Raw genomic sequence first — 22060 nt, forward strand, 5'->3', positions numbered from 1 at the left:
ACCGGGAAGGGCCGAGCACGCTGGGCCACCCGCTGGAAGCCAGCCCTAAACGCCTTCGCCATCACCTTCGAAGGACGCCTCAACTAAAAAAGCGCCAGACCAGATACACCGTTAATCAGACACTCCCCACTGGCGCGCTGACTATGATCGTCAGTCTGTTCAAGCGGTTGTGGTGGGCCGCAGGTACCGGTGAAGCTGTTGCCGTGTCCGCTCTTGATTTCTCCGATTTCTACACAGAATGGGGTTTCTGGTTTTTCCTTGTGCAGGGAATTGCCGTGGCACTGACCGCTCTGGTGCCGCCCCTGCCTGCCGAGTTCATGGTCATCACTTCTGGTGCCATGTCCGCCGAGGGGATCTTGCCCCTCTCTGGGGCATTCGTGGCAGCGTTCCTCGGCTGTTTGGTCGGGGACATTAGTTTGTATGCACTTTTTAGGTACAAATTAATACGGATATTTTTACGATGGAAATGGGGACGCCGACTACACCGGCAGATTCTTCATATCTCATTGCACACCGGCGGGATCTCCACCTGGTTCGGCCTACTGCTGGTCTTCGCCATGCCGTTTGGCCGATCTGCTGCCATGGCTACTGCCGGGATGATGCAGATGAGCTGGGGGCGGCTACTCGGCCTCGCAGTCGTCGGAGGGTTTCTCTGGTCCTGGTGGCTGATCGGACTTGGCTACGTCCCCGCTATTGCTACGAATCTTCCCCCTTGGGGCAGCACGATTGCTGGGATTGCAGTAGGCACAGTAGCTGGTGCCGCTATCGCTTTCATCGGCACTCGAGGACACCGTATAAGACTCTAAAATTAAGATAAGGATCTCTGTGAGGCGATCCACGCCTCGGAGAACAACACGATCCAGTTTGCTGAGGTCCCCTTTTAGCAACGTGAGCATCCAGCGCGGAGCCGGCCCATGAGGGTGGCTAGCCCCTCTCGGCGTCAGCTTCAAGGGCTTTGCGATGTGAGCTCATTTCGTCGTACTGCAGAGGCTCCGGCAGGGCCGCCCCGGACCGGAATGTCCCGCGACTGAGGGCGAGTCCGCCGATGGGCGCGGTAAGCAGTTGCAACACGATGGACAGCCCAAGCTTGATGCCGGTGGCAAGGCTGGGGTCGGTGACCATCACACCCAGCAGCACGAGTACCAAACCGAGAGTTCCGGATTTGGTGACGGCGGTCAGGCGTGTATAGGGGTCAGGGAAACGGGTGAGTCCGACGCCAGCGACTACGAACAGTGCGATACCACCAGCCAGCAGCACTGCGCCGGTGGTAGTTTGGATCGTCTCCAGCAGCATGGGGGCGCTCATTCGGCATCACCTGCCGAGAGAGCGCTTTTTGGTGCGGGTCGGCTGCGGCCCAGGTAACGCCCCAGGATCAACGCGGAGATGAATCCGATCAGGGTAACAACTACGACTAGGTCCATCAGTAGGTGACGTTCCCAGAGCAGGCCGAGCATGGCCAGGGAAGCCACGAGCACGAAGAAGACATGGTCAGCGCCGATGGCTCGGTCGGCCTCAGCAGGGCCACGGGCTGCCCGGTAGATGGCCGGCAGGACTGTGGCGACCAGCAGTGCCAGGGCTGCCCAGCCAATCGGCACTCCGAGGATCTCGTAGGTGAGCAGTTCCCGAGGTGTCATCGGCGCACCTCCGCTCTGTCACCCTGGACGCTGATGCGGGTGATGTACAACAGTTTGTTCTCAAGCTCTCTGAGCTCTGTATGGAAGTCCTCCGGTTTGGCGGGTGCATAGAGGCCCAGGACGTAGAGGATCTGCCCTTGGCCGGGTGACTCATCGATGTCGATGGTCAGCGTGCCGGGGGTCAGGGTGATCAGGTTGCTCAGCGCTGTGATCTCCTTCGGTGTCAGCCCCCGGGTCTGGTAGGCCACGATCGCGGGTGTCAGCGCGCTTCCCGGGGTGAGGATGTCAGCGGCGACTTGCCAGTTCGCCCGGATCATCTCCCAAATGAACCACATCAGGAAACCGGGCAGCCGGATGAATCGTCTGAAGGTCTTGGTCATGGCTGCATCACCGCCTCGGTGTAGGCGGTGGTGTCGCTGAGCCCTTCTGCTGCGGTGGTGGCAAACTCCATCAGCACCTCTGCACCGAACCCGATGCCCACGGTGCAGAGAACCAGTACGGCTCCGGGGAGGATCAGCCGGCGTGGGACACGATCCAGGCTGGTGGGGGCGATCCTGACGAACTTGCGGCGCAGCCTCCCCGCGGCCGGGTCGGTGGCATCCGGTGCAGTAGCCGACGAGGCGGTCAGCACCCGCTCTCTGGGCGGCTCGGGGTCGGAGCCCCAGAAGGCGCCGTTCCAGATCTTAAGCATCGAGAGCAGGGTGAAGAGGCTGACCACCACGGCGCAGGCGGCGGCCAGGTAGAGTCCGGCCTCCATGGATGCGTGGATCAACGACATCTTGGCCACGAATCCCGACAGCGGCGGGATGCCGACCAGTGAGAGGGCGGCCAGAATGAACACCAGGCCCAGCCAGGGTTCCCGGCGGGCGTAGCCGCCCAGCTGGGCGAGCTTGCCGGTGCCGGCGTGGTGTTCCACGGCTCCGCAGGCAAGGAAGAGCGCGGCTTTGACGATGATGTGGTGGATCATATAGAAGATCCCAGCGGCCATCCCCAGGGGTCCGAAGAAGGCCAGGGGCAGCATGATGTAGCCGACCTGGCTGGTCATGTGGAAGCTGAGGATCGAGCGCATCCCGGATTCGCCCAGGGCACCGAAGACTCCGATGATCATGGTGGCCAGCAGCACCACCAGCCAGACGGTCTCCAGTCCGGTGCCGTCATAGACCAGCCCGTAGACCCGGAAGACCCCGTAGACCCCGATCTTGGTCAGCAGCCCGGAGAGCAGGGCAGTGACTGCTACTGAGGCGAAGGGGTAGGAGCGTGGTAGCCAGGTGTGTACCGGCACCAGGGCGGCTTTCGCACCCAGGGCCAGCAGCACCACCCCGGTGGCTAGTGCCGCCGCGGTCGATTCTGTGGCTGCCCCGGCCAGTTCTGCCAGGTTCACCGTCCCGGCGGTGCCGTAGACCAGGCCGACGCCGGCCAGCAGCACCGCAGAGACCAGCAGGTTGACCCCGAAGTAGATTCTGCCTGCAGTCATCGCCGGTGCCTTGCCGCTGCGGGTCAGCAGCACGTAGGAGGGGATGAGTGCGACCTCGATCATCACGAACAGGTTGAACAGGTCCCCGGTGAGGAAGGCTCCGTAGACGCCTGCGGAGAGCACCAGCACCAGGGGGTGGAAGTAGGGGTCTGTGTCATCACCGGTGAAGACAGCGAACAGGGTGCAGACCAGCACCATCAAAGCGGCCACTGCCAGCATCAGCCCGGCGAAGGTGTCCAGTACGAACGGGATGGAGATCCCGGGGATCCACCCAGAGACCTGCTCGGCAATCACTGTGCCGTCGCTGACCGCGGTGATGCCCGCCAGCGCCCCGGCCAGGGCCAGGGCATGGACTGTGAGGGCGAGGAACCGTTGCAGATCCTTTGACCTCTTGGTCAGCAGGGTGAGAGCGGCGATGAGGATCGGCAGCCAGAGGAAGGCCGGCAGCATCGCGGAGAGCACCTCGGGGTTCATGCGTGCTCCTTTCCGTCGGTGCGTCCGGTCGGCTGATCTCCGGTGCTGGTGGTGCCCAGAGGTTCCCCTCGCCAGGGTGGGGTGTCCACTACGGTGCCGTGGCGCTCAGCGGCGTCTGAGGGCTCGGCGTCTGAGGTGTTGCCGTCCTCGTCACCGCCGTGGCCGGCCAGGGCGAAGAGATAGACGGTCAGCGCGAAGGTGATCACGATGGCAGTGAGGCTGAATGCCTGCAGCAGCGGGTCGGAGAGTCCTTCCGTTGGCATACCCTCAGCGACGTAGGCGGGTTCCCGGTCCTGTTGGCCCCCAGCGGCGAGGATGATGATGTTGGCTGCGTGCCCTATCAGCACGAAGCCCAATGCGGCACGGACCAGCCCGCGCTGCAGGATCAGGTACACCCCTCCTGCTACGAGCACGGTGACGAGGACTGCTGCGCTCATCGGTGTCCTCCTTCCGCGGCAGTGGGTTGGTTCTGAGCGGGGTGTGTCGTCTGATCGGTGTGGGGTTCTCCCGCATCAGGCGAGGGTGCTGTGGCGGGGTCAAGGCGGTCGGTGTGCGGGACGGCGCCGCGGGTGAAGCGGTCCAGGGCGGCGACCACCAGGCCTAGCACGGCGAAGAAGACACCGAGGTCGAAGATCAGCGAGGTGGTCAGGCCCTGGTACAAAGCCCCGATCTCCAGGCTGCCGGTAATCGGGCTGAGGAAGGAGCCCTGGATCAGCCCGAGTGCTCCAGCTCCCACTGCCACGATGAGCCCGGCAGCCAACAGCACGGTGGGCCGCAGCCGGGAGGGGTACTCGGCGGAGCGGGGCAGCCGGGCGATCACAACGGCAAGAGCGGCCACTAGCGCGGAGACGAAGCCCCCGCCAGGCTCATAGTGGCCGCGCCACAGCAACCACAGGGCCACTGCAGCAATCAACGGCACCAGGATCATCCGGGCGGTGTTCAGCACCGTTTTGTCTCCGGGGAGGTCCATAGTGCGGGCCTTCTCATCAGCCGGGGCCTCACCGCGCAGCAGAGCCAGCAGACCGACAGCGGCCACCGCCAGCACAGTCATCTCCCCGAAGGTGTCCAGGCCGCGGAAGTCCACCAGGATCGAGTTGACCAGATTGGTGCCACCTGCGGCATCTTCGGTCTCATCGATGTACCACTGGGCGGCCTCGGTAGCCTCGCGCTGGCCGGTCAGTGCCCAGGTGGCTGCCCCCGCTGCCAGGCCCAGGACGACAGCGACCAGGGCGGCTCCTCCGCGTCGAAGCATGCTGACCGGGGAGAAAGTATCCGGGAGCCGTCGCAGGATGAGCACAGCCACCGCCACGGTGAGGATCTCTACCAACATCTGGGTCAGGGCGAGGTCAACTCCGCCGAGCAGGACGAACCATCCGGCGATCAGGAATCCGATGACCCCCATCATGGCCACCGCCCCGATCCGCGAACCAGTGGCACACAGTCCCAGCACCGCCACGGCGGTCAGGCCCACCACGAACCAGTCCTCCGGCCGCGACACTGGCGGACCGAGGACCTCGAGCCCTCCCAGGAGCGGCACCGCCAGGGCCAGGGCAGCCACTGCTCCCAGCGGCCAGAGCAGGTGCGGGGCCAGGGCCCCGGAGCGGGCCGGCCGGGCCACCCAGTCGCAGAACCTCAGCGCAGCAGCGTAGGCGGCGTCGTAGACCTTCACCCCGCTGACCGGCAGCACGAGTCGCTGCAAGGCACGGTCCACCGGCTCCCGGGCCGCGAACAGCCCAAGGCCGAGCACCACGGTGGCCACCGACATCCACAAAGCCGGAGAGGCGATCGAGCTGGGGAGCAGGCTGAGCCCGGCGTAGGCCTCCTCCGAGAGCACAGTGGCTTGAACGGAACGGTCGAACAGCGGATTGAGGTAGACCACGAAGAGGCCCAGCAGCAGCCCTGCCACAGCGGGTACGGCGGCGGGGGCCAGAAAGCTGGGGGCGGCGTCGTAAAGTCCTCGCTGCTGGGTAGGCCCGGCGAAGGCACCCCAGAGCAGCCGGAAGCTGTAGGCGAAGGTCACCGCCGCAGCGGCCACCGCCACCGCACCTACAACCAGCCCCCAGGAGCCGGGCAGCTCCAGGAAGGCGTAGTAGCCCTCCTCCTTGGAAACGAATCCGAGGAATGGCGGTAGCCCTGCCATGGACATGGCCGCCAGGGCGGTGAGCACCGCGGTGAAGGGCATCACCCGGTACAGCCCAGAGAGCTCGCGGATGTCCCTGCTGCCGGCCTCCTTGTCGATCACCCCGACCAGCATGAACAGGGTCGCCTTGAACAGCGCGTGGGAGAAGGCATGCAGGCCGGCCACCCCGAGCGCCTCGTGGGTTCCCACACCGATCAGTGCGACGATCCAGCCCAGCTGGCTGACCGTGGAGTAGGCCAGCAGGGCTTTCAGGTCATGCTGCTGCAGGGCGAAGACCGCCCCGATCACTGTGGTGATCAGCCCGACAGCTACCAGCACAGTGGTCCACCACCAGAAATCGGTGAAGGGCTCGGAGAAGCGCATCAGCACATAGATCCCGGCCTTCACCAGGGTCGCGGCATGCAGGTAGGCACTCACCGGGGTAAGCGCGACCATTGCGTCAGGCAGCCAGAAGTGGAAGGGGAACTGCGCGGACTTTGTCATTGCTGCGTAGATGATCAGCCCGCCGATCCACGGCGCATAGGGCGAGGAAGTGACGGTGCCGGCGTCGTCGAGAATCTCGGTGAGGTTGGTGGTGCCGGTGACGTGCCACAGCAGCAGCACCGCGGTCAGCAGCGCCAATCCTCCGGATGCGGTGACCACGAAGGCTCGGGTGGCCGGCCGGGCCTGATGCAGCCCCTGGGCGCCGATGAGGAAGAACGAGCACAGCGTGGTGATCTCGAAGAAGACGAACAGGGTGATGATATCGGCGGAGAGCACCATGCCCAGCATGGCGGTGGCGAACAGGCTCAGCAGCATGTAGAGCCGGCCGTGGTCGTACTCCTCGCTGAGGTAGCGGGCGCAGTAGGACATGATCAGCGCCCCGACCCCCAGCGCCAGGATGGCGAAGACCAGACTCAGCCCGTCCAGATGCAGCCGCAGAGCAATATCAAAGCTCTCGATCCACATCCACTCACCGGTGACCACCCCGCCAGCCAGCACCTCGGGAGCATCGCTCAGCACCAGTCCGAGGGAGACCAGGAAGAGCACCGCCACGTGGTACCCGGCGTTTCGGCCCCACCGGTAGGACAGCGGCCGCGCGAGAATCACTGCTGCGATCATCGTTATCAGGGCGAACAGCAGCGTCAACAGCACGTCCTTCCGTCAGCTTCGGCGGGGTGTCGTCCTGGTGGCGCTGCCCACAAGCAACAGCGCGTCAAAGATTCATCCAGGGAGTAACAAGATATAGCACCTCACGCAGGCCTTTTATTCCCGCCCTGATGACTAGGGCTCCTTCCTCCCGACACACTTACCTCTGGAGAAAGGAGCCATCTGGAGCAGTTCCCAACACTTAGGCCAGACGCATAGGGCATCGAATTTTCTAGCTTTCCCTGACACAGCCTTGCATACCCCCAGGGGTATATGGCAGTATCTCAAATATACCCCTGGGGGTATTTTATCAGACTATTTCAAAGGAGGCGTGTAATGCTGTTGGAACGTATCTATGACGAGGATTTGGCGCAGGCCAGCTACTTTGTCGGTTGCCAGGCCAAGAACGAAGCCGTGGTGGTGGATGCCCGCCGCGACGTCACCGAGTATCTGGACCTGGCTCAACGCCATGGCATGAAGATCGTGGCTGTCACTGAGACTCACATCCACGCCGATTATCTTTCTGGCACCCGGGAGCTGGCCGCCGCTACCGGCGCTGAGGTCTACGTCTCCGGAGAAGGGGATGAGGAGTGGCAGTACGGCTTCCGAGGACACCGTCTGCATGACGGTGATGTGATCAGCATCGGGAACATCAGCATCAAGGCCCGGCATACCGCGGGGCATACCCCCGAGCACCTGATCTTCGAAATCACAGACGGCGCATTCAGCGATGGCCCTGGGTACGTCCTCTCCGGAGATTTCGTCTTCGCCGGCGAACTCGGACGCCCTGACCTGCTCGACGAAGCCGCTGGCGGCGTCGATACCCGGTATGCAGGTGCCAAACAGCTCTTCGACAGCCTGAAGAATGTCTTCCTGGCCATGAAGGACCATGTGTTGGTCTACCCCGGTCACGGTGCGGGGAGCGCCTGCGGCAAATCCTTGGGAGCACTGCCGGCGACAACAGTCGGTTACGAGCGGGCCAATGCCTGGTGGTCTTCCTACCTGCAGAACGACGACGAGGCTGGTTTCGTCGCGCAACTGCTAGAGGGTCAGCCGGATGCCCACGCCTATTTCGGGCGGATGAAGCGGCAGAACAAGAACGGCCCCGAGATCCTGGGGACGCTCCCAGAGCTCACAGAACTTTTGGCCGACCAGGTCGCCGCGGCCGTGGAGACCGATGAACTGATCGTGGTCGACACTCGCTCGCACCAGGAGGTTCACAGCGGCACAGTACTAGGTGCCTTGAACATCCCCTCAGAGAAGCCTGCAAGCTTCGGCGCCTGGGCCTACGATCCCGAACAAGAGACTCGGCCATTGGTGGTCCTGGCCGTAGACCAGACTGAGGCTCACCGGCTGCGGAGCCATCTCATCCGGGTAGGAATCGACCGTTATGCCGGTTTCATCAGCAGTCTTGATGGATTGCCGGTGATCAGTCCCGCGAGCATCACCCCGGCGGAACTCGTCACCTCTGAGGCGGAGGTACTGCTCGATGTTCGCAACGCTACCGAATACGCCGAAGGCCATATCCCAGGTGCCCAGAACCTCAGCGCTGGGAAGGTCCTCTGGCACCTGGACAAGCTACCTAAGGACGCCACGATTATCTCCTACTGCCAATCCGGAAAACGAAACTCCGTGGCAGCCAGTGTCTTGCGACGCAAGGGTTACCGCGTCCACGAACTCGAAGGCAGTTACAACGGCTGGCTCGCACACCAAAACCGCTAATTCACACCTCATCTTTATACTGACGAAAGGTTCACATGACTATCACGCAATGTGCCCCCGATGAACTGCTCCAGAACAAGCGCCCTGCATCCCAAGCAGTACTCATTGACGTCCGGACACCGGCAGAATTCGAGACCGCTCATATCAATGGTTCCCGCAACCTGCCACTGGACTTGCTTCAGAAGAGCCCTTCCACGGTGGCATCCTCTCTGCCAGAGAGCGCCATATTGCTCTGTCAATCTGGTACCCGCAGCCAACAAGCTGCACAGACCTTGACCCAGGCCGGAGCTGAGCATTTCCAAACTCTCAACGGTGGCATCAACGCCTTCGTACAGGCAGGCGGGGAACTGTTGCGCGGAAGACAACATTGGGCCATGGAACGACAGGTCCGCATGGGCGCTGGAGCCTTGGTGACCACTGGCATTCTCGCCAGTCACTTCATCCACCCGAAGCTGAAGTGGCTCTCCTTCGGCGTCGGTTCCGGACTGGTTTTCGCGGCTGCAACCAACACGTGCGGCATGTCGTACGCGCTGAGCCGTATGCCGTGGAACAGGACAGAGTCAGATCCGACATTGGAATCTGTGCTCCAAAGTATTCCCGACGCCACCGGCACACTCTAAACTCCGTGGATTTCTTGACTCTGCTCGTCGTCGGCTTGGCTGTGCTCATCGGTATATCGCTGGGTCTGCTGGGCGGCGGTGGCTCCATTCTCGCTGTCCCCCTGTTGGCCTACGTAGCAGAGATGGAGCCGCAGGAAGCGATAGCCGGTTCCCTGTTCGTGGTCGCTGTGACCTCTGCGGTGAGTCTGCTCAGCCACGCACGCCGGGGAAACATCCAGTGGAGGATCGGGGCAATCTTCGGAGGTGCCAGCATGCTCGGGGCTTTCTCCGGCGGACTGATCGGGGGCCGCATCCCCGGCACAGTGCTGATGATCGCCTTCGCGATGATGATGCTAGCCACCGCCGCAGCCATGCTCCGGCGCAGAAAACCGGCAAGTGCATCATCGACACGCGAAGAACGCATCTCACACCGCTGGTGGCGGATCCTCATCGACGGACTGGTCGTCGGCCTGGTGACAGGCATGGTGGGTGCGGGAGGCGGCTTCCTCGTTGTCCCTGCAATGGTCCTGCTTGCCGGGTTATCTATGCCCGCAGCAGTGGGGACCTCCCTGATGGTCATCACCATGAAATCGGTCGCCGGACTGGGGGGGTACCTGACCACCGTGACCCTGGACTGGACGCTGATCGTAATGGTCACCGCCGCCGCCGTCGCAGGGGCGCTGCTGGGATCACAGTTCACCGACCGCATCCCCGAGACAAGACTCCGCAGAGCCTTCGGGATCTTCGTCCTCATCATGGGTGGACTAGTGCTGACCATGGAACTCATCTGAACAGAAAGAACACCACAATGACCACCAACATCCACGCCCTGAACCAACACACTTTCACTAGTACGATCCAGCAAGAGGGCATCGTCCTGTTGGACTTCTGGGCTGGATGGTGTGGCCCGTGCCGCTCCTTCACCCCAATTTTTGAAGGTGCCGCTGCCGAGCACCCTGAGATCACCTTTGCCACAGTGGACACCGACGCCGAAACTGCCCTAGCCACTGCAGCCAAGATCACCTCAATACCCACCCTCATGGCATTCCGCGACGGAGTTCTGGTCTACTCCCAACCTGGAGTCCCTGCCCCCTCCTGGACTCCAAGAACTCATTGAATCCGTCAAAAACATTGATATGAACGAAGTCCACACCCGACTTTCCCACGAGTGACCTCCTACACCTTTTCAGAATCGTGGGATCATTATCCGTCGTGTTCTCTCACCCAAGTCACCGGAAGGAAACCTCATGCGCAACGCGGACCCCGAAACCCAGCGCAAGATCATTAACAGGCTCAAGCGGGCCCGTGGTCAACTAGACTCCGTCATCAACTCAGTAGAGAACAACGGCTCATGCCGAGAAGTCGTGACCCAACTGGCAGCGGTCTCGACAGCCCTTGATCGCGCTGGTTTCGTCATTGTCTCCGGGGCTATGCAGTACTGCATCACAGATCCTGAGATCGCGGCTGAGGAAGAAGACGGCCTCACCATCGAAGAACTCGAAAAGCTCTTCCTCACCCTTTCCTGATAGCCCCAGCGCCAAGCAGAGGCGGGAGTGTCTACTGTGCACCACGGGATAGTCATCACACACGAGCAGCTTCGGCAACTAGAAAACGAGATCCACGGATTCATGGCCTGTGATCTCGGAGCGATACACGGAGTGAACGTTCCCATTGGCGCTGAACTCCACGCTCATCGCATCATGCACTCCGCCGATGAGTGGTCAGCCCTCGGAACGGACATGGGCAAGAAGTTGCTCATCTGCTCTCGTGTTCTCCAGGCCGCCAAGGATTGCGGGGCAGTGGTTATCATCGAAGGTGTAGACACTGCCGCCCTCAATAGACGCTATCGATACCCGGATCCACCCCACCTGGTCGCCTTTCGCTATGCTCTCGAGCGAATCGAGGGTCACGCAAGACGAGCGCAGCTTCCTCAGGTCAAGGTGGCGGGATCTAGTGGTGGTTGCAACGGCCTGACTTTCAGGAGCTGCATTGACCACGCCGCGAGGACCTCGGGAGCTGCACCGGAAGTACACCGAAGATGACCGCCGCACAGTGCTGGAACGTATCGACTGAACGGCATTCACCCTTCGATTTCCTACGAAGACTCGCGTGCCCACCTGGGGCTGCAAGTTGCGGACTTCGTGGCCTACTTCAGCAGGCGACACCTCGAAGCGCACAAGGGTTATAGGCAAGAATGTGTGTACAGAACGGCCGGGGATCGTTGATCTGACACCGATGTAGGGGTTTGTACATGCTTTGAAAGCATATGGGGTGACTCCTGCTTCAAATCAGCCGGTCTGTGGTGTATGTGGCACCAAGCTGGTGCGCAACGGTAAGACCAGTGCAGGCAGGACCCGGTGGCGGTGCAAAGCCTGCGGCTCCTCAGCCACTCAGTTCCGCACCGATGTGACCCGCAGAGCCCAGCTGAACGCGTTTTTGGGCTGGCTGTTAGACAAAGACAGCCAGAAGGATGCCGGCGGGGGTACGGGGCGGTCACTGCGCTTCTCCACCGGCTGGTGCTGGCATATCGAGGCCCCCCAGCCTGATCCCACCGGGGAGGTTCACCGGCAGATCATCGTCGATGGCACCTACGTCAACGGCTGGTGCGTGCTGATTGCCCACAACGGCACCCACATCATCGGCTGGCAATGGTGCGATAAGGAATCCAAAGCCGCCTGGGTGGCCCTGTTCAAGCGCATACCGGCCCCGGATGTGGTAGTCACCGACGGGCCACCGGACTCAGAGCAGCCCTGGACCAGCAGTGGCGAGGTACCAGGATCCAGCGGTGTTACTTCCACATCCGCGCCGCTGTTATCGGCCACACCACCCTGAACCCCCGACTTGAGGCAGGTCAAGAGATCCTGGCTCTGACCAGGGAACTCATGCGGGTCCAGGATCTGGATGCGGCGGCAGCATGGATGGGCGCCTACGCCTCCTGGGAAGCCAAATGGGCGGGGTTCCTCAAGCAGCGCATCTACGCAAAGAAAGGCATAGAGCGGCCCTCCTGGGCGAAACCGAACCAGCAGTGGTGGTTACCCACATCCGGCTACGCCGAGTCCAGGGCCTCTACCGGCAGCTGATCCGGGATAAGTCATTGTTCACCTTCCTCGACCAGGACTACACCGAGCAGGGTGTTAGGACCGTTGAGCGAGCCACCTCACGGCTAGAGGGCGGGCCAAACAGTGCGATCAAACACCTGCTACGCCACCACCGCGGCATGCCCGACCAGCACGCAGAGCAGTGGACTGGCTGCTCAACAGCCTCACAGAACACCCACATGACCCGTGGAAACTGGCGCAACGCCACCACCGGGCAGCAACCAAATCCGCAAAGCAGAAGCCCGAGCCAGTAGAGCCTCTCAACCCGGAAACCTATAGCACCGCTGCTAACGCAGAAGAAGGCCTATAGGCCCGCTCAGGCTGGGCAGCCAGGAGCTGACACGCCCGGACCATACACACATTTCTGCCTATAACCCAGTTACTGGCGAGTAGATAACGACATACAAATAGGTTCCGATCCCTTGTGTTTACTGGGATCGGGGCTTGGTGCCCCCGAGAGGATTCGAACCTCTGGCCTTCGGTACCGGAAACCGACGCTCTATCCCCTGAGCTACGGAGGCGGGGGTCAGCAGCACGTGGCGGCCGTCGAGCTGACCGATACAGATTACCAGCTGAAGCGCCAACAGCCCAGCCGGAATCGCATCATCCGGTGGTGGAGACGGTGTAGCTCCACAGTTCACTGGACATGCCCACCGGTTTCTTCTTCGGCGCGCCCTCCCCCTCCCCGTGGGACTTGGCAAAGTGCTGGGAGTTCCGCCAGTTCTCGAAATCCTCCTCGGAGTCCCAGCGGGTGATCACCAGCCACACATTGCGCTCATCTGTGGGCTGCAGCAGCTCGTAGCCCTGAAAGCCCGGGGTACCGTCCATGGAGCCGTGCCGTGCGGCGAATCGCCGGCCCAGCTCATCGTCTGAGTCCTGGGGAACTGTGATCGCATTGATCTTGATAACACTGCTCATAGCTCCCCATTCTCTCACTGTCAGAACAGCGCCGGCTGAGCGGGTCCGGCAGCAGCCTCCAGGCTCTCCAGATTCGGCTGCTCGTCTGCTGACTGCTCAGGCGAGGTGCGGCCGCGCCAGACCCTCTCCTCCCTGTTCACAAAGCCGTGGCGGCGTCGTGCTGCAGCAGCCCGGGCACCCAGCCACTTCTTGTACTCGGCGGAGGCGTAGCTGGTGAAACCGCCGCGTCTGCCCCGGTAGAGCCTGCGGTACTTGGGCACCAGTGCGGGGAACTCGGCCTGCAGCCACTGCATAAACCACTCGCGGGCCCCAGGCCGCAGGTGCAGCGCCCCGGTGGTCACCCAGCTGGCGCCAGCCTCAGCGAGTGCGGCGTGCAGAGTGTCCAGGTGCTCCTGGGAGTCGGTGAGCCAGGGCAGGATCGGCATCGCCAGCACAGTGCAGTCCAGCCCAGCATCAGTAATTGCTTTGACCAGACCCAGCCTGGCCCGGGGATCAGGTGTGCCGGGCTCCACCCGCTGCTGCAACTCGGTGTCCATGATCGCCAGCGAGACTGCCACGGAGACCGGCACCTGCTGGGCAGCCTCTTTCAGCAGGGGAAGGTCACGCTTGAGCAGCGGTCCCTTGGTGAGGATGGAGAACGGTGTGCCGGACTCGGCCAAGGCCTGGATGATCCCGGGCATCAACTGGTACCTGCCCTCGGCCCGTTGGTAAGGGTCAGTGTTGGTGCCCAGTGCCACATGCTCGCGCTTCCAGCTGGGTCTGGCCAGCTCGGCCCGCAGCACCTCGGCCACATTGGTCTTCACCACGATCTGGGTGTCGAAGTCCCGTCCGGAATCCAAATCCAAATATTCGTGCGTTTTCCTTGCAAAGCAGTATTTACATTGATGTAGACATCCGCGTGTTGGATTTATTGTCCACATAAATGGCATATTTGACTGAGATGGAACTTTATTCAAGGCAGTCTTGGCAGCCACCTCGTGGAAGGTCACCCCGTCGAACTCCGGGGTGCGCACGGAACGGACCAGCCCCTTCATGGGCAGCAGAGCCGGCTCCGCGGCGTCGTCGGTGATCCTCTGCCCTTCCCAGCGCATGCCGTTATTCGAACACAGTTTCTACTTCCCGGTCAAGACATATCAAGACATATATTCGAACAGCGGCGGGCTGAGGGCTCACAGAAGGATCACGACGCCGCCCAAGGCAGTGCCTGCCGTCAACAGGCTGCCTGCCCCGCCCAGCAGCAGGGCGGGCATTCCGGTAGCTGCCAGTTCGCGCAGGTTCACCTGGGAGCCGATGCCGACCATGGCGATGGTGATCAGCAGCTCGGTGGCCCCGGTGAGCAGCTGCTGCTGGTCTGCCGGGACCCCGAAAGCCGAGTTGAGCGCCACTGCGGCCAGGAACCCCATCACGAACCAAGGCAGCAGAGGGGGCCGCTTGCCGCGCCCCGGTGAGTCTGCGCCGTGGCGCCCTCTGCTCCCCAGGCGCAGGGCCACCACCGCGGGAGCCAGCAGCAGCACCCGAGCCAGTTTGACCATAGTGGCCACGGCCAGGGCTGTGGCACCGACCATGCCGCCTGCGGCCACCACCTGACCCACCTCATGCACACTGGCGCCGATCCAGACCCCTCCGGCGTGCTCTCCCAGACCCAGCAGCGGAATCAGAGCCGGCAGGGCGAGCATCGCCACCGTTCCCCAGAGCGTCACCACGGCCAGCGCCGTGGCAGTAGGTCCGCCCAGTGAACGACTCTGCCGGTCACGGCCGTCGCCACGGTCCAGCACCGCAGCTGCTGCGGCCACCGCGGAGGCCCCGCAGATGGCAGTGCCGGTGGCCACCAGGGAGGCGGTGGTGGCATCGGCACCGAACAGCGGGCCCAGCAGTCGGATCCCGACGAAGGTCACTGTGACGGTGACCAGCACGATCACCAGGACCTGCCAGCCCAGCCCGAGGATGTCGCTGAAGGCAAGCTGCAGGCCCAGCAGCACAATCCCGAGCCGCAGCGGAAACTTGGCGGCCCATCTGAACCCGGCCTCGCCCCAGCTGGGAACCAGTTCCAGGGTGCGCAGGGCAATACCGAGCAGCACGGCGATCAGCAGTGATGAGACCGGGATCCAATCATCCAGGAAGTAGTGGGCCGCTGCTGCGCCCACAAAGGCGAGGATCGCCCCGGGATAGATCTGTTCTGCGCGCTGGGCCCAGGCTTGATGATCGAATCTCGGCACCGGTTCAGTCTATGCGGCGCCTCCGGCTGCTGCGGCTGCTGCGGCGGAGGGGCGTTTCGGAGGGATGGCCGCCAGTAGACTGTTCCGGTGTCTGAACCTGATACTGCCGCCGCGGCGTCGTCGCTGCGCTCTGGCTCCTCAATCGCTTCGGGAGACTCGGAGCACACTCTGGTCTCCGCTCAGCTCAATCGGGCGTTCTCCTTCACCGTCCATGACCGGGTGGAGGGCGCGCTGGGCCGCACCGGCACCATCTCCACCCCGCATGGGGAGATTCAGACCCCAGCGTTCATCCCGGTGGCCACCAAAGCCACGGTCAAGGCGGTCCGCCCGGAGGAGATGTCCGAGCTGGGCGCGCAGGCGGTGCTGGCCAATGCCTATCACCTGAACCTGCAGCCGGGCACTGATGTGCTCGACGCCGCCGGCGGGCTGGGGCGGTTCATGAACTGGCCCGGGCCCACCTTCACCGACTCCGGGGGGTTCCAGGTGATGAGCCTGGGCGTGGGGTTCAAGAAGACCATCTCCATGGATGCCCAGCGGGTCACCGACGACGACGCCATCGCCGCTGAGCATGAGCGACGAGCCTTTGTGGACGAGGACGGGGTGACCTTCAAATCCCATATCGACGGCACCGAGCATCGGTTCACCCCGGAGATCTCGATGCGGCTGCAGCATGAGATCGGCGCGGACATCATCTTTGCCTTCGATGAGCTGACCACCCTGTTCAACACCCGCGCCTACCAGGAGGAGTCCCTGGAGCGCACCCGGCTGTGGGCTGAGCGGTGCTTGGCGGCGCATGCACGGCTGACCGAGGCCCGCAGCCACCGGCCCTACCAGGCGCTGTTCGGAGTGCTGCAGGGCGCCCAGTACCAGGATCTGCGCCGCAAGGCCGCCCGGGACCTGGCCGCTATGGAGGTGGCCGGCCAGGTCTTCGACGGCTTCGGCATCGGTGGGGCCCTGGAGAAGGAGAACCTGGGCACCATCGTCGGCTGGGTCAGTGAGGAGCTGCCGGAGAGCAAGCCCCGGCACCTGCTGGGGATCTCCGAGCCGGAGGACTTCTTCACCGCCATCGAGAACGGGGCCGACACCTTCGACTGCGTACAGCCCTCACGGGTGGCCCGCAACGGCCGGGTCTATACCCCCGATGGCTACTTCAACATCCCGCAGACCAAGTACAAGAAGGACTTCTCCCCCATCCAGGACGACTGCGGCTGCTACACCTGCCAGCACTACTCCAAGGCCTATCTGCACCACCTGTTCAAGGCCAAGGAGATGCTGGTACACACCCTGATGACCATTCACAACGAGTACTTCACGATAAAGCTGGTCGATGAGATCCGGGCCTCGATCGCTGCCGGGCGGTTTGCCGAGTTCCGCGACGAGACGCTGAGCCGCTACCAGGGCCGGATCGCTTAGGGGACATGTAAAGCAGTACGACGCCGCCTACCCACCTGGGTACCAGAAGTCTCAGCTGCTCACCGGGGTAAGTGGGTCTTCCCCGTTCAGGACCGCGACCATATTGCGGAAGGCCAGGGAGGCCATGTCGTAGCGGGTCTTATCGCCTGCAGAGCCGATATGGTGCAGCAGCACCACCTGGTCCATGGCGCGCAGCCGTGGGTTGGTCTCAGGCTCGAACTCGTGGACGTCCAGCCCGGCTCCGGCCAGGTGACCTGATGCCAACGCATCGGCCAGTGCTTCCTCGTCCACCAGGGGCCCGCGGCCGGTGTTGATCAGATGACTGCCGGGCTTCATCTGGGCCAGTGTGTCACCGTTGATGAGGTGACGGGTTTCGGGTTTCAGCGGGCAGTGCAGGCTCACCACGTTGGAGGTGGCGAGCAGGTCGGGGAGCTCAGCGGGGCGCACCCCCAGTGCGGCGGCGTCGTCGTTGTGGGCGCGGCGTCCGGTGGCGATGATGTCCATGCCGAAGGCTGCTGCGCGCTTGGCCACGGCCATGCCGATCCGGCCCAGGCCCACGATGCCCAGGGTGGCTCCGGCGGAGATCTGCAGGCCCACATAGTCCTGGGGTCCCCAGATCCAGGGCTCACCGGTGCGGATGCGCCGGTCGGATTCGACCACCCGCCGGGTGGAGGCCAGGATCAGCGCCAAGGTGAGGTCTGCGACCGCATCGTCGAGCACTCCGGGGGTATTGGTGACGGTGACGCCGCGCTCTGTGGCGGTATCTACATCGATGTTGTCATAGCCCACGCCCACATTGGCCACGATCTTCAGCTGGTCTCCGGCGGCGTCAAGGGTCTCAGCGTCGATCCGGTCGGTGACCAGGCTGATGATGGCTTCAGCCCCGCGGACCCCGTCCAGGAATTCCTCCCGGCTGGGCGGCGCGGAGCTCTGCGAACCGATGCGCAGTTCTCTGCCCAGCTGCGGGGTGAACTCTTCGACTGCATTGCCGACTGACCGCGAGAGATACACATGCCCCATGTGCCCCACATTACAGCCAGTCAGCCCTTCAGGTTGACGTGACCACAAGTAGGGGTACATAGTGTCATCGAAACCAAAAGCCTTTATCCGGGCGATCAACCTCATCAGGACGGTGCGATGACCGAAGACCCTCCGGCGCAGCATATGGTGCTGGCCGTCTCCACGGTGATCTTCTCCCTGCGGCCCCATCCGGACACCGGCGAGCTGACCCTGTGGCTTCCCCTGGTGCGGCGGATCCGCGAGCCCTTCCACCGCCGGTGGGCGCTTCCCGGAGGTCCCCTGCAGGACTCCCAGGACCTGGGCGAGGCCGCCCGGACCGCGATGCGGCAAACCACCGGACTGCAGCCGCGGCACCTGGAGCAGCTCTATGCCTTCGGCGATGTGGACCGCTCCCCCAATGTCCCGGAACGTGTGGTCTCCATTGTCTACTGGGCGCTGGTCCGCCGGGATGAGGATGCCCATGCCGTGGACGCCGAGAATGTGGCCTGGCACCCGGTGGAGGAGGTCCCCGGCCCGCTGGCCTTCGACCATGATCTGATCGTCCGGTATGCGGTGGACCGGCTGCGGGCCAAGGTCGCCTACTCCCCCATCGCCCATGCATTCCTCCCGGAGGAGTTCCCGCTGGCCGAACTGCGCCGGGTCTATGAGGCTGTCCTGAACCGGGCGCTGGACCCTTCGAACTTCCGCCGGCAGATCCTCTCCCAAGGCACAGTGGAGGACACCGGCCGGAGGATGACCGGCACCGCCCACCGACCGCCCCGACTCTACCGCTCCGCACCGCACAGCAGCCGCTACACACTCACCATTGAGGAGAACCCGTGACCCTGTCCGTCAACGACCGCATCCAGCTCACCCCGGCGAAGACCTGCAGCCCCAGCCTGGCCGCGGACCCCTGGAAGTTCGACCCGGTGCCCGGCTACGGGCCTGGATCCTCTCAGGCCGATCCGGTGCCCGAGCCTGCTGTCCACCCGGGTCAGCTGCCGGCGGCCTACCGTCAGATGCCGGAGGATGAGCTGCACCGACGCATCCTGGCTGCCAAGGCCCAGCTGGGTGATGAGCTGGTGATTCTGGGCCATTTCTATCAGCGCGACGAGGTGGTCCAGCACGCCGACTTCCTCGGCGACTCCTTCCAGCTGGCCAAGGCTGCGCTGAGCCGCCCGGAAGCCCGGAGTATTGTCTTCTGCGGGGTGCACTTCATGGCCGAGACCGCCGATATCCTCTCCCGGGGCGACCAGCGGGTGATCCTGCCGAATCTGGCCGCAGGCTGCTCCATGGCCGATATGGCTGATGAAGACTCCGTGGAGAGCGCCTGGGAGGAGATCTGTGAGGTCTACGGCGCGGATCCGCAGAACGTCCGGCCAGGTGCTGACGGCAAGCTGCCTGTGCTTCCGGTGACCTATATGAATTCCTCCGCCGCGCTGAAGGCCTTCTGCGGGCGCCACGGCGGGATCGTCTGCACCTCCTCCAATGCTGAGGCTGTCCTGGAGTGGGCTTTTGAGCGGGCGCACCGGGTGCTGTTCTTCCCCGACCAGCACCTGGGCCGCAATACCGCCAAGGCGATGGGGGTGCCGCTGGAGCAGATGCCGATATGGAACCCGCGCAGACCTCTGGGCGGGAACACCGAACAGCAGCTGGTGGAGGCCCGGGTACTGCTCTGGCACGGGTTCTGCTCGGTGCACCGGCGCTTCACGGTGGCGCAGATTGACCAAGCCCGGGCGGAGCACCCGGGCTGCCGGGTGATCGTGCACCCGGAGTGCCCCATGCCGGTGGTGGACGCCGCCGACGCCGCAGGCTCCACCGATGCGATCAGGAAGTACGTGGCGGCCAGCTCCCCAGGAGAGGTGATCGCCATCGGCACGGAGATCAACCTGGTCAACCGGCTGGCTGCCGAATACCCGGACCGCACCATCTTCTGCCTGGACCCGGTGATCTGCCCCTGCTCCACGATGTACCGGATTCATCCCGGGTACCTGGCCTGGGTGCTGGATGAACTGGTGGAGGGCCGGGCGCCCAATCAGATCACCGTGAACGCCGAGGTCGCAGAGCCGGCCCGGGTGGCGCTGGACCGGATGCTGGCGGCTGTGCCGAAATGAGCGAAGCGATGTTCTCCCCGGGCTCATCTGCGGGGCCGTTCGCCCCGGTGCTCAGCACAGCCCAGATCGACCGCGTGATCCGCACCGCCTTGGATGAGGATCTGCCGTTCGGGGATCTGACCACCGAGTCCCTGGTTCCGCAGACGGCTCAGGCCGCGGCGGTGCTCACCGCCCGTGAGCCGGGCATCTTCAGCGGCGGGCAGGTCTTCGCCCGGGCCATGCGCACCCTGGACCCGGAGGTCTCCGTGGAGCTTGAGGCCGCCGAGGGCGCCCAGTTCCTCGCCGGGGATCATCTGGCCAGGGTCAGCGGCCCTGCCCGGCCGATCCTCACTGCTGAGCGGATCGCGCTGAACCTGGTACAGCGGATGTGCGGGGTTGCTGCGCTGACCGCGCAGTATGCGGCGGCAGTGAAAGGTACCGGGGTACGGATCACCGACACCCGGAAAACCACCCCTGGGCTGCGGGTGCTGGAGCGGTATGCGGTGCGGTGCGGAGGCGGGCGCAACCACCGGTTCAGCCTCTCGGACGCGGTGATGGCCAAGGACAACCACCTGGCTGCAGTGGCGGCTGCCGGTATTCCGCTCGCCCAGGCGCTGGCGGAGGCCAGGACCCGGCTGCCGCATACGGCTCATCTCGAGGTGGAGGTGGACAGGATGGACCAGATTCCTGCCGCACTGCAGGGCGGGGCTGACACCATCATGCTGGACAACTTCCCCGTGGAGGACATGCGCCGGGCGGTGGAGCTGATCGACGGCCGCGCCCAGGTGGAGGCCTCCGGCGGGGTCTCCCTGGAGACGGTGGGCGCGATTGCGCGCACCGGAGTCGATGTCATCAGCGTCGGGGCTCTCACCCACAGCGCACGCGGGCTGGACCTGGGCCTGGACTTCAGGGTGGAGCCGTGATCTATCTGGATGAGGCCGCCGCTGCCCCGCCCCGGCCTGAGGTGCTGGAGGCGATGTGGCCGCACCTGACCCGCAGCTTCGCGAACCCGGCCAGCAGACACGATCCCGGGCTGGAGGCACATCGGGCGCTCGATGAGGCCAGGCGCCGGGTAGCCCACCAGCTGGGTGCCCGTCCTGCTGAGATCACCTTCACATCCGGGGGCACCGAGTCGGATAACGCGGCGGTGAAGGGGATCGCCCTGGCCGCACCCCGTGGCCGCCATGTGCTGGTCTCTGCCGTGGAGCATCCTGCAGTACTGGAGTCTGTGGCCTGGCTGGGCCGAATGGGATTCCAGGTGGAGCAGATTCCGGTGGATTCTGCGGGGGTGGTCACCGGTGAGGCGCTGGCCGCTGCCCTGCGCCCGGATACCACCCTGGTCAGCGTGCAGTACGCCAATGGTGAGGTCGGCACCGTGCAGGACATTCCTTTGCTCAGCGCGATGGCCTCCCGCCATGAAGTGCCTTTCCACACCGATGCGGTGCAGGCGGCCGGTGCGATGCCGCTGGAGGTGACGCAGCTCGGGGTTCAGGCGCTCAGCCTGGCCGGCCATAAGCTCGGCACGCCCAAGGGGGTCGGGGTGCTGTATCTGCGCCGGCGGACTCCCTTTGAGCCGCTCATCCATGGCGGCGGCCAGCAGCGCGGCCACCGCTCGGGGACGGAGAATGTGGCCGGAGCGGTGGGGATGGCCACGGCGCTGGGGCTGGCCTCCGGGCGTGATGTGCAGGCGTGGCGGCGGCGTCGTGACCTGTTCGTCTCCGCAGTGGAGCAGGCTGTTCCCGGGACTCGGCTGACCGGGCACCGCAGCCAGCGGCTTCCGGGACATGCCTCCTTTGTGCTGGAGGGCCGCAGTGGGGAGTCTGTGCTACTGGACCTGCAGGAGCAGGGGGTGTTCTGCTCCTCAGGGTCGGCCTGTGCTGCCGGCAGCAGCGAACCGAGCCCGGTGCTGCGTGCGATGGGCTACTCGGATGATCAGGCGCAGGCTGCTCTACGCTTCACTTTCGGGCCGGAGACACCGGAGGCAGATCTGGACCACACCGTGGAGGCCCTGCGATCCCGCGGCCCGGGATTGCGGGTTTGATTCCGTGACCTGGGCAGCAGAGACCTTCGGGGCACCAATTCCTGCACCAGCCTCCGATCCGCTCACGGCATGATCGGGACATTAATCTTCAATCTTCGTGCACACTCTGGG

The 22060-nt window shown here is 64.0% G+C and carries 24 protein-coding genes and 1 tRNA gene; 14 read left to right on the top strand and 11 right to left on the bottom strand.

Annotated features, from left to right (window positions below):
* Positions 1–338: 338 nt before the first annotated feature.
* Entirely contained in the window at positions 339–806 is a 468-nt protein-coding gene (locus F0311_RS02180) for a DedA family protein (protein WP_263406255.1), read from the top strand.
* Between the two features lie 118 nt (positions 807–924).
* Here F0311_RS02180 and F0311_RS02185 read toward each other — a convergent pair whose 3' ends face one another.
* From F0311_RS02185 to mbhE, 6 genes are read right to left on the bottom strand one after another with little or no spacing between them, the layout of a single operon-like run.
* Entirely contained in the window at positions 925–1305 is a 381-nt protein-coding gene (locus tag F0311_RS02185) for a cation:proton antiporter (RefSeq protein WP_150460333.1), read from the bottom strand.
* Entirely contained in the window at positions 1302–1634 is a 333-nt protein-coding gene (locus F0311_RS02190) for a monovalent cation/H+ antiporter complex subunit F (RefSeq protein WP_150460334.1), read from the bottom strand. The genes F0311_RS02185 and F0311_RS02190 overlap by 4 nt, the downstream gene beginning before the upstream one ends.
* Positions 1631–2014: a Na+/H+ antiporter subunit E gene (locus F0311_RS02195; protein ID WP_150460335.1), complete on the bottom strand. Its 384-nt coding sequence runs from the start codon at positions 2012–2014 to the stop codon at positions 1631–1633. Before F0311_RS02195 ends, F0311_RS02190 begins: the two co-directional genes overlap by 4 nt.
* Entirely contained in the window at positions 2011–3582 is a 1572-nt protein-coding gene (locus tag F0311_RS02200) for a monovalent cation/H+ antiporter subunit D family protein (RefSeq protein ID WP_223881077.1), read from the bottom strand. The genes F0311_RS02195 and F0311_RS02200 overlap by 4 nt, the downstream gene beginning before the upstream one ends.
* Positions 3579–4019, bottom strand: coding sequence for a sodium:proton antiporter (locus F0311_RS02205; RefSeq protein ID WP_150460336.1), 441 nt, complete (start codon positions 4017–4019; stop codon positions 3579–3581). Before F0311_RS02205 ends, F0311_RS02200 begins: the two co-directional genes overlap by 4 nt.
* Entirely contained in the window at positions 4016–6850 is a 2835-nt protein-coding gene (gene mbhE, locus F0311_RS18670; protein ID WP_263406253.1) for a hydrogen gas-evolving membrane-bound hydrogenase subunit E, read from the bottom strand. The genes F0311_RS02205 and mbhE overlap by 4 nt, the downstream gene beginning before the upstream one ends.
* Positions 6851–7186: 336 nt before the next feature.
* Here mbhE and F0311_RS02215 point away from each other — a divergent pair, with 336 nt between their 5' ends.
* The 8 genes from F0311_RS02215 to F0311_RS02255 all read left to right on the top strand — a co-directional run bounded on the left by F0311_RS02215 (position 7187) and on the right by F0311_RS02255 (position 12251).
* A complete protein-coding gene (locus tag F0311_RS02215; protein WP_150460337.1) occupies positions 7187–8572 on the top strand; it encodes an MBL fold metallo-hydrolase in 1386 nt (461 codons plus the stop codon).
* Between the two features lie 35 nt (positions 8573–8607).
* Positions 8608–9192: a rhodanese-like domain-containing protein gene (locus tag F0311_RS02220; protein WP_150460338.1), complete on the top strand. Its 585-nt coding sequence runs from the start codon at positions 8608–8610 to the stop codon at positions 9190–9192.
* Between the two features lie 5 nt (positions 9193–9197).
* Positions 9198–9962, top strand: a complete 765-nt coding sequence (locus F0311_RS02225) for a sulfite exporter TauE/SafE family protein (protein WP_150460339.1) — start codon at positions 9198–9200, stop codon at positions 9960–9962.
* Between the two features lie 17 nt (positions 9963–9979).
* Positions 9980–10288: a thioredoxin family protein gene (locus tag F0311_RS02230; RefSeq protein WP_317982538.1), complete on the top strand. Its 309-nt coding sequence runs from the start codon at positions 9980–9982 to the stop codon at positions 10286–10288.
* A gap of 130 nt (positions 10289–10418) precedes the next feature.
* Positions 10419–10697, top strand: a complete 279-nt coding sequence (locus tag F0311_RS02235; RefSeq protein ID WP_150460340.1) for a metal-sensitive transcriptional regulator — start codon at positions 10419–10421, stop codon at positions 10695–10697.
* Between the two features lie 552 nt (positions 10698–11249).
* Entirely contained in the window at positions 11250–11396 is a 147-nt protein-coding gene (locus F0311_RS18910; protein WP_396897408.1) for a DUF3800 domain-containing protein, read from the top strand.
* Positions 11397–11442: 46 nt separating this feature from the next.
* On the top strand, positions 11443–12003 hold the full coding sequence (locus F0311_RS02250) for a transposase-like zinc-binding domain-containing protein (RefSeq protein WP_150460341.1): 561 nt from the start codon (positions 11443–11445) through the stop codon (positions 12001–12003).
* Positions 12004–12053: 50 nt separating this feature from the next.
* The gene (locus F0311_RS02255) at positions 12054–12251 is read left to right on the top strand and encodes a hypothetical protein (RefSeq protein WP_150460342.1); all 198 of its coding nucleotides are present in this window, start codon (positions 12054–12056) and stop codon (positions 12249–12251) included.
* Between the two features lie 463 nt (positions 12252–12714).
* Here F0311_RS02255 and F0311_RS02260 read toward each other — a convergent pair.
* The 4 genes from F0311_RS02260 to F0311_RS02275 all read right to left on the bottom strand — a co-directional run bounded on the left by F0311_RS02260 (position 12715) and on the right by F0311_RS02275 (position 15403).
* Positions 12715–12790, bottom strand: a tRNA-Arg gene (locus tag F0311_RS02260).
* 82 nt (positions 12791–12872) lie between these two features.
* Positions 12873–13187 (bottom strand): antibiotic biosynthesis monooxygenase family protein, encoded by a 315-nt coding sequence (locus tag F0311_RS02265; protein WP_150460343.1) that lies wholly within the window; start codon positions 13185–13187, stop codon positions 12873–12875.
* A gap of 20 nt (positions 13188–13207) precedes the next feature.
* The gene (locus F0311_RS02270; RefSeq protein ID WP_150460344.1) at positions 13208–14278 is read right to left on the bottom strand and encodes an Rv2578c family radical SAM protein; all 1071 of its coding nucleotides are present in this window, start codon (positions 14276–14278) and stop codon (positions 13208–13210) included.
* A gap of 78 nt (positions 14279–14356) precedes the next feature.
* Positions 14357–15403, bottom strand: coding sequence for a YeiH family protein (locus F0311_RS02275; protein WP_150460345.1), 1047 nt, complete (start codon positions 15401–15403; stop codon positions 14357–14359).
* A 141-nt stretch (positions 15404–15544) separates the two neighbouring features.
* Between F0311_RS02275 and tgt the strand changes: the two genes are divergently transcribed.
* On the top strand, positions 15545–16816 hold the full coding sequence (gene tgt, locus F0311_RS02280; RefSeq protein WP_396897409.1) for a tRNA guanosine(34) transglycosylase Tgt: 1272 nt from the start codon (positions 15545–15547) through the stop codon (positions 16814–16816).
* Positions 16817–16867: 51 nt separating this feature from the next.
* On the opposite strand, the gene F0311_RS02285 is transcribed toward tgt, so the two are convergent.
* On the bottom strand, positions 16868–17836 hold the full coding sequence (locus F0311_RS02285) for a 2-hydroxyacid dehydrogenase (protein ID WP_150460346.1): 969 nt from the start codon (positions 17834–17836) through the stop codon (positions 16868–16870).
* A 117-nt stretch (positions 17837–17953) separates the two neighbouring features.
* Here F0311_RS02285 and F0311_RS02290 point away from each other — a divergent pair, with 117 nt between their 5' ends.
* From F0311_RS02290 to F0311_RS02305, 4 genes are read left to right on the top strand one after another with little or no spacing between them, the layout of a single operon-like run.
* Positions 17954–18658 (top strand): NUDIX hydrolase, encoded by a 705-nt coding sequence (locus F0311_RS02290; RefSeq protein ID WP_150460347.1) that lies wholly within the window; start codon positions 17954–17956, stop codon positions 18656–18658.
* Entirely contained in the window at positions 18655–19929 is a 1275-nt protein-coding gene (nadA, locus tag F0311_RS02295; RefSeq protein ID WP_150460348.1) for a quinolinate synthase NadA, read from the top strand. The genes F0311_RS02290 and nadA overlap by 4 nt, the downstream gene beginning before the upstream one ends.
* Positions 19930–19976: 47 nt before the next feature.
* On the top strand, positions 19977–20831 hold the full coding sequence (gene nadC, locus F0311_RS02300; RefSeq protein WP_150460409.1) for a carboxylating nicotinate-nucleotide diphosphorylase: 855 nt from the start codon (positions 19977–19979) through the stop codon (positions 20829–20831).
* On the top strand, positions 20828–21949 hold the full coding sequence (locus F0311_RS02305; protein ID WP_150460349.1) for a cysteine desulfurase family protein: 1122 nt from the start codon (positions 20828–20830) through the stop codon (positions 21947–21949). The genes nadC and F0311_RS02305 overlap by 4 nt, the downstream gene beginning before the upstream one ends.
* The last annotated feature ends 111 nt before the right edge of the window (positions 21950–22060 follow it).

It is taken from the genome of Nesterenkonia ebinurensis (assembly GCF_008711175.1).
Classification (GTDB): Bacteria; Actinomycetota; Actinomycetes; order Actinomycetales; family Micrococcaceae; genus Nesterenkonia; species Nesterenkonia ebinurensis.

What these genes read in the sequence shown, in the direction of transcription:
- F0311_RS02180 (WP_263406255.1), top strand. Translation starts at nt 339, where the DNA reads ATGTCCGCCGAGGGGATCTTGCCCCTCTCTGGGGCATTCGTGGCAGCG.
- F0311_RS02185 (WP_150460333.1), bottom strand. Translation starts at nt 1,305, where the DNA reads ATGAGCGCCCCCATGCTGCTGGAGACGATCCAAACTACCACCGGCGCA.
- F0311_RS02190 (WP_150460334.1), bottom strand. Translation starts at nt 1,634, where the DNA reads ATGACACCTCGGGAACTGCTCACCTACGAGATCCTCGGAGTGCCGATT.
- F0311_RS02195 (WP_150460335.1), bottom strand. Translation starts at nt 2,014, where the DNA reads ATGACCAAGACCTTCAGACGATTCATCCGGCTGCCCGGTTTCCTGATG.
- F0311_RS02200 (WP_223881077.1), bottom strand. Translation starts at nt 3,582, where the DNA reads ATGAACCCCGAGGTGCTCTCCGCGATGCTGCCGGCCTTCCTCTGGCTG.
- F0311_RS02205 (WP_150460336.1), bottom strand. Translation starts at nt 4,019, where the DNA reads ATGAGCGCAGCAGTCCTCGTCACCGTGCTCGTAGCAGGAGGGGTGTAC.
- F0311_RS02215 (WP_150460337.1), top strand. Translation starts at nt 7,187, where the DNA reads ATGCTGTTGGAACGTATCTATGACGAGGATTTGGCGCAGGCCAGCTAC.
- F0311_RS02220 (WP_150460338.1), top strand. Translation starts at nt 8,608, where the DNA reads ATGACTATCACGCAATGTGCCCCCGATGAACTGCTCCAGAACAAGCGC.
- F0311_RS02230 (WP_317982538.1), top strand. Translation starts at nt 9,980, where the DNA reads ATGACCACCAACATCCACGCCCTGAACCAACACACTTTCACTAGTACG.
- F0311_RS02235 (WP_150460340.1), top strand. Translation starts at nt 10,419, where the DNA reads ATGCGCAACGCGGACCCCGAAACCCAGCGCAAGATCATTAACAGGCTC.
- F0311_RS02255 (WP_150460342.1), top strand. Translation starts at nt 12,054, where the DNA reads ATGCGGGTCCAGGATCTGGATGCGGCGGCAGCATGGATGGGCGCCTAC.
- F0311_RS02265 (WP_150460343.1), bottom strand. Translation starts at nt 13,187, where the DNA reads ATGAGCAGTGTTATCAAGATCAATGCGATCACAGTTCCCCAGGACTCA.
- F0311_RS02270 (WP_150460344.1), bottom strand. Translation starts at nt 14,278, where the DNA reads ATGCGCTGGGAAGGGCAGAGGATCACCGACGACGCCGCGGAGCCGGCT.
- F0311_RS02285 (WP_150460346.1), bottom strand. Translation starts at nt 17,836, where the DNA reads ATGGGGCATGTGTATCTCTCGCGGTCAGTCGGCAATGCAGTCGAAGAG.
- F0311_RS02290 (WP_150460347.1), top strand. Translation starts at nt 17,954, where the DNA reads ATGACCGAAGACCCTCCGGCGCAGCATATGGTGCTGGCCGTCTCCACG.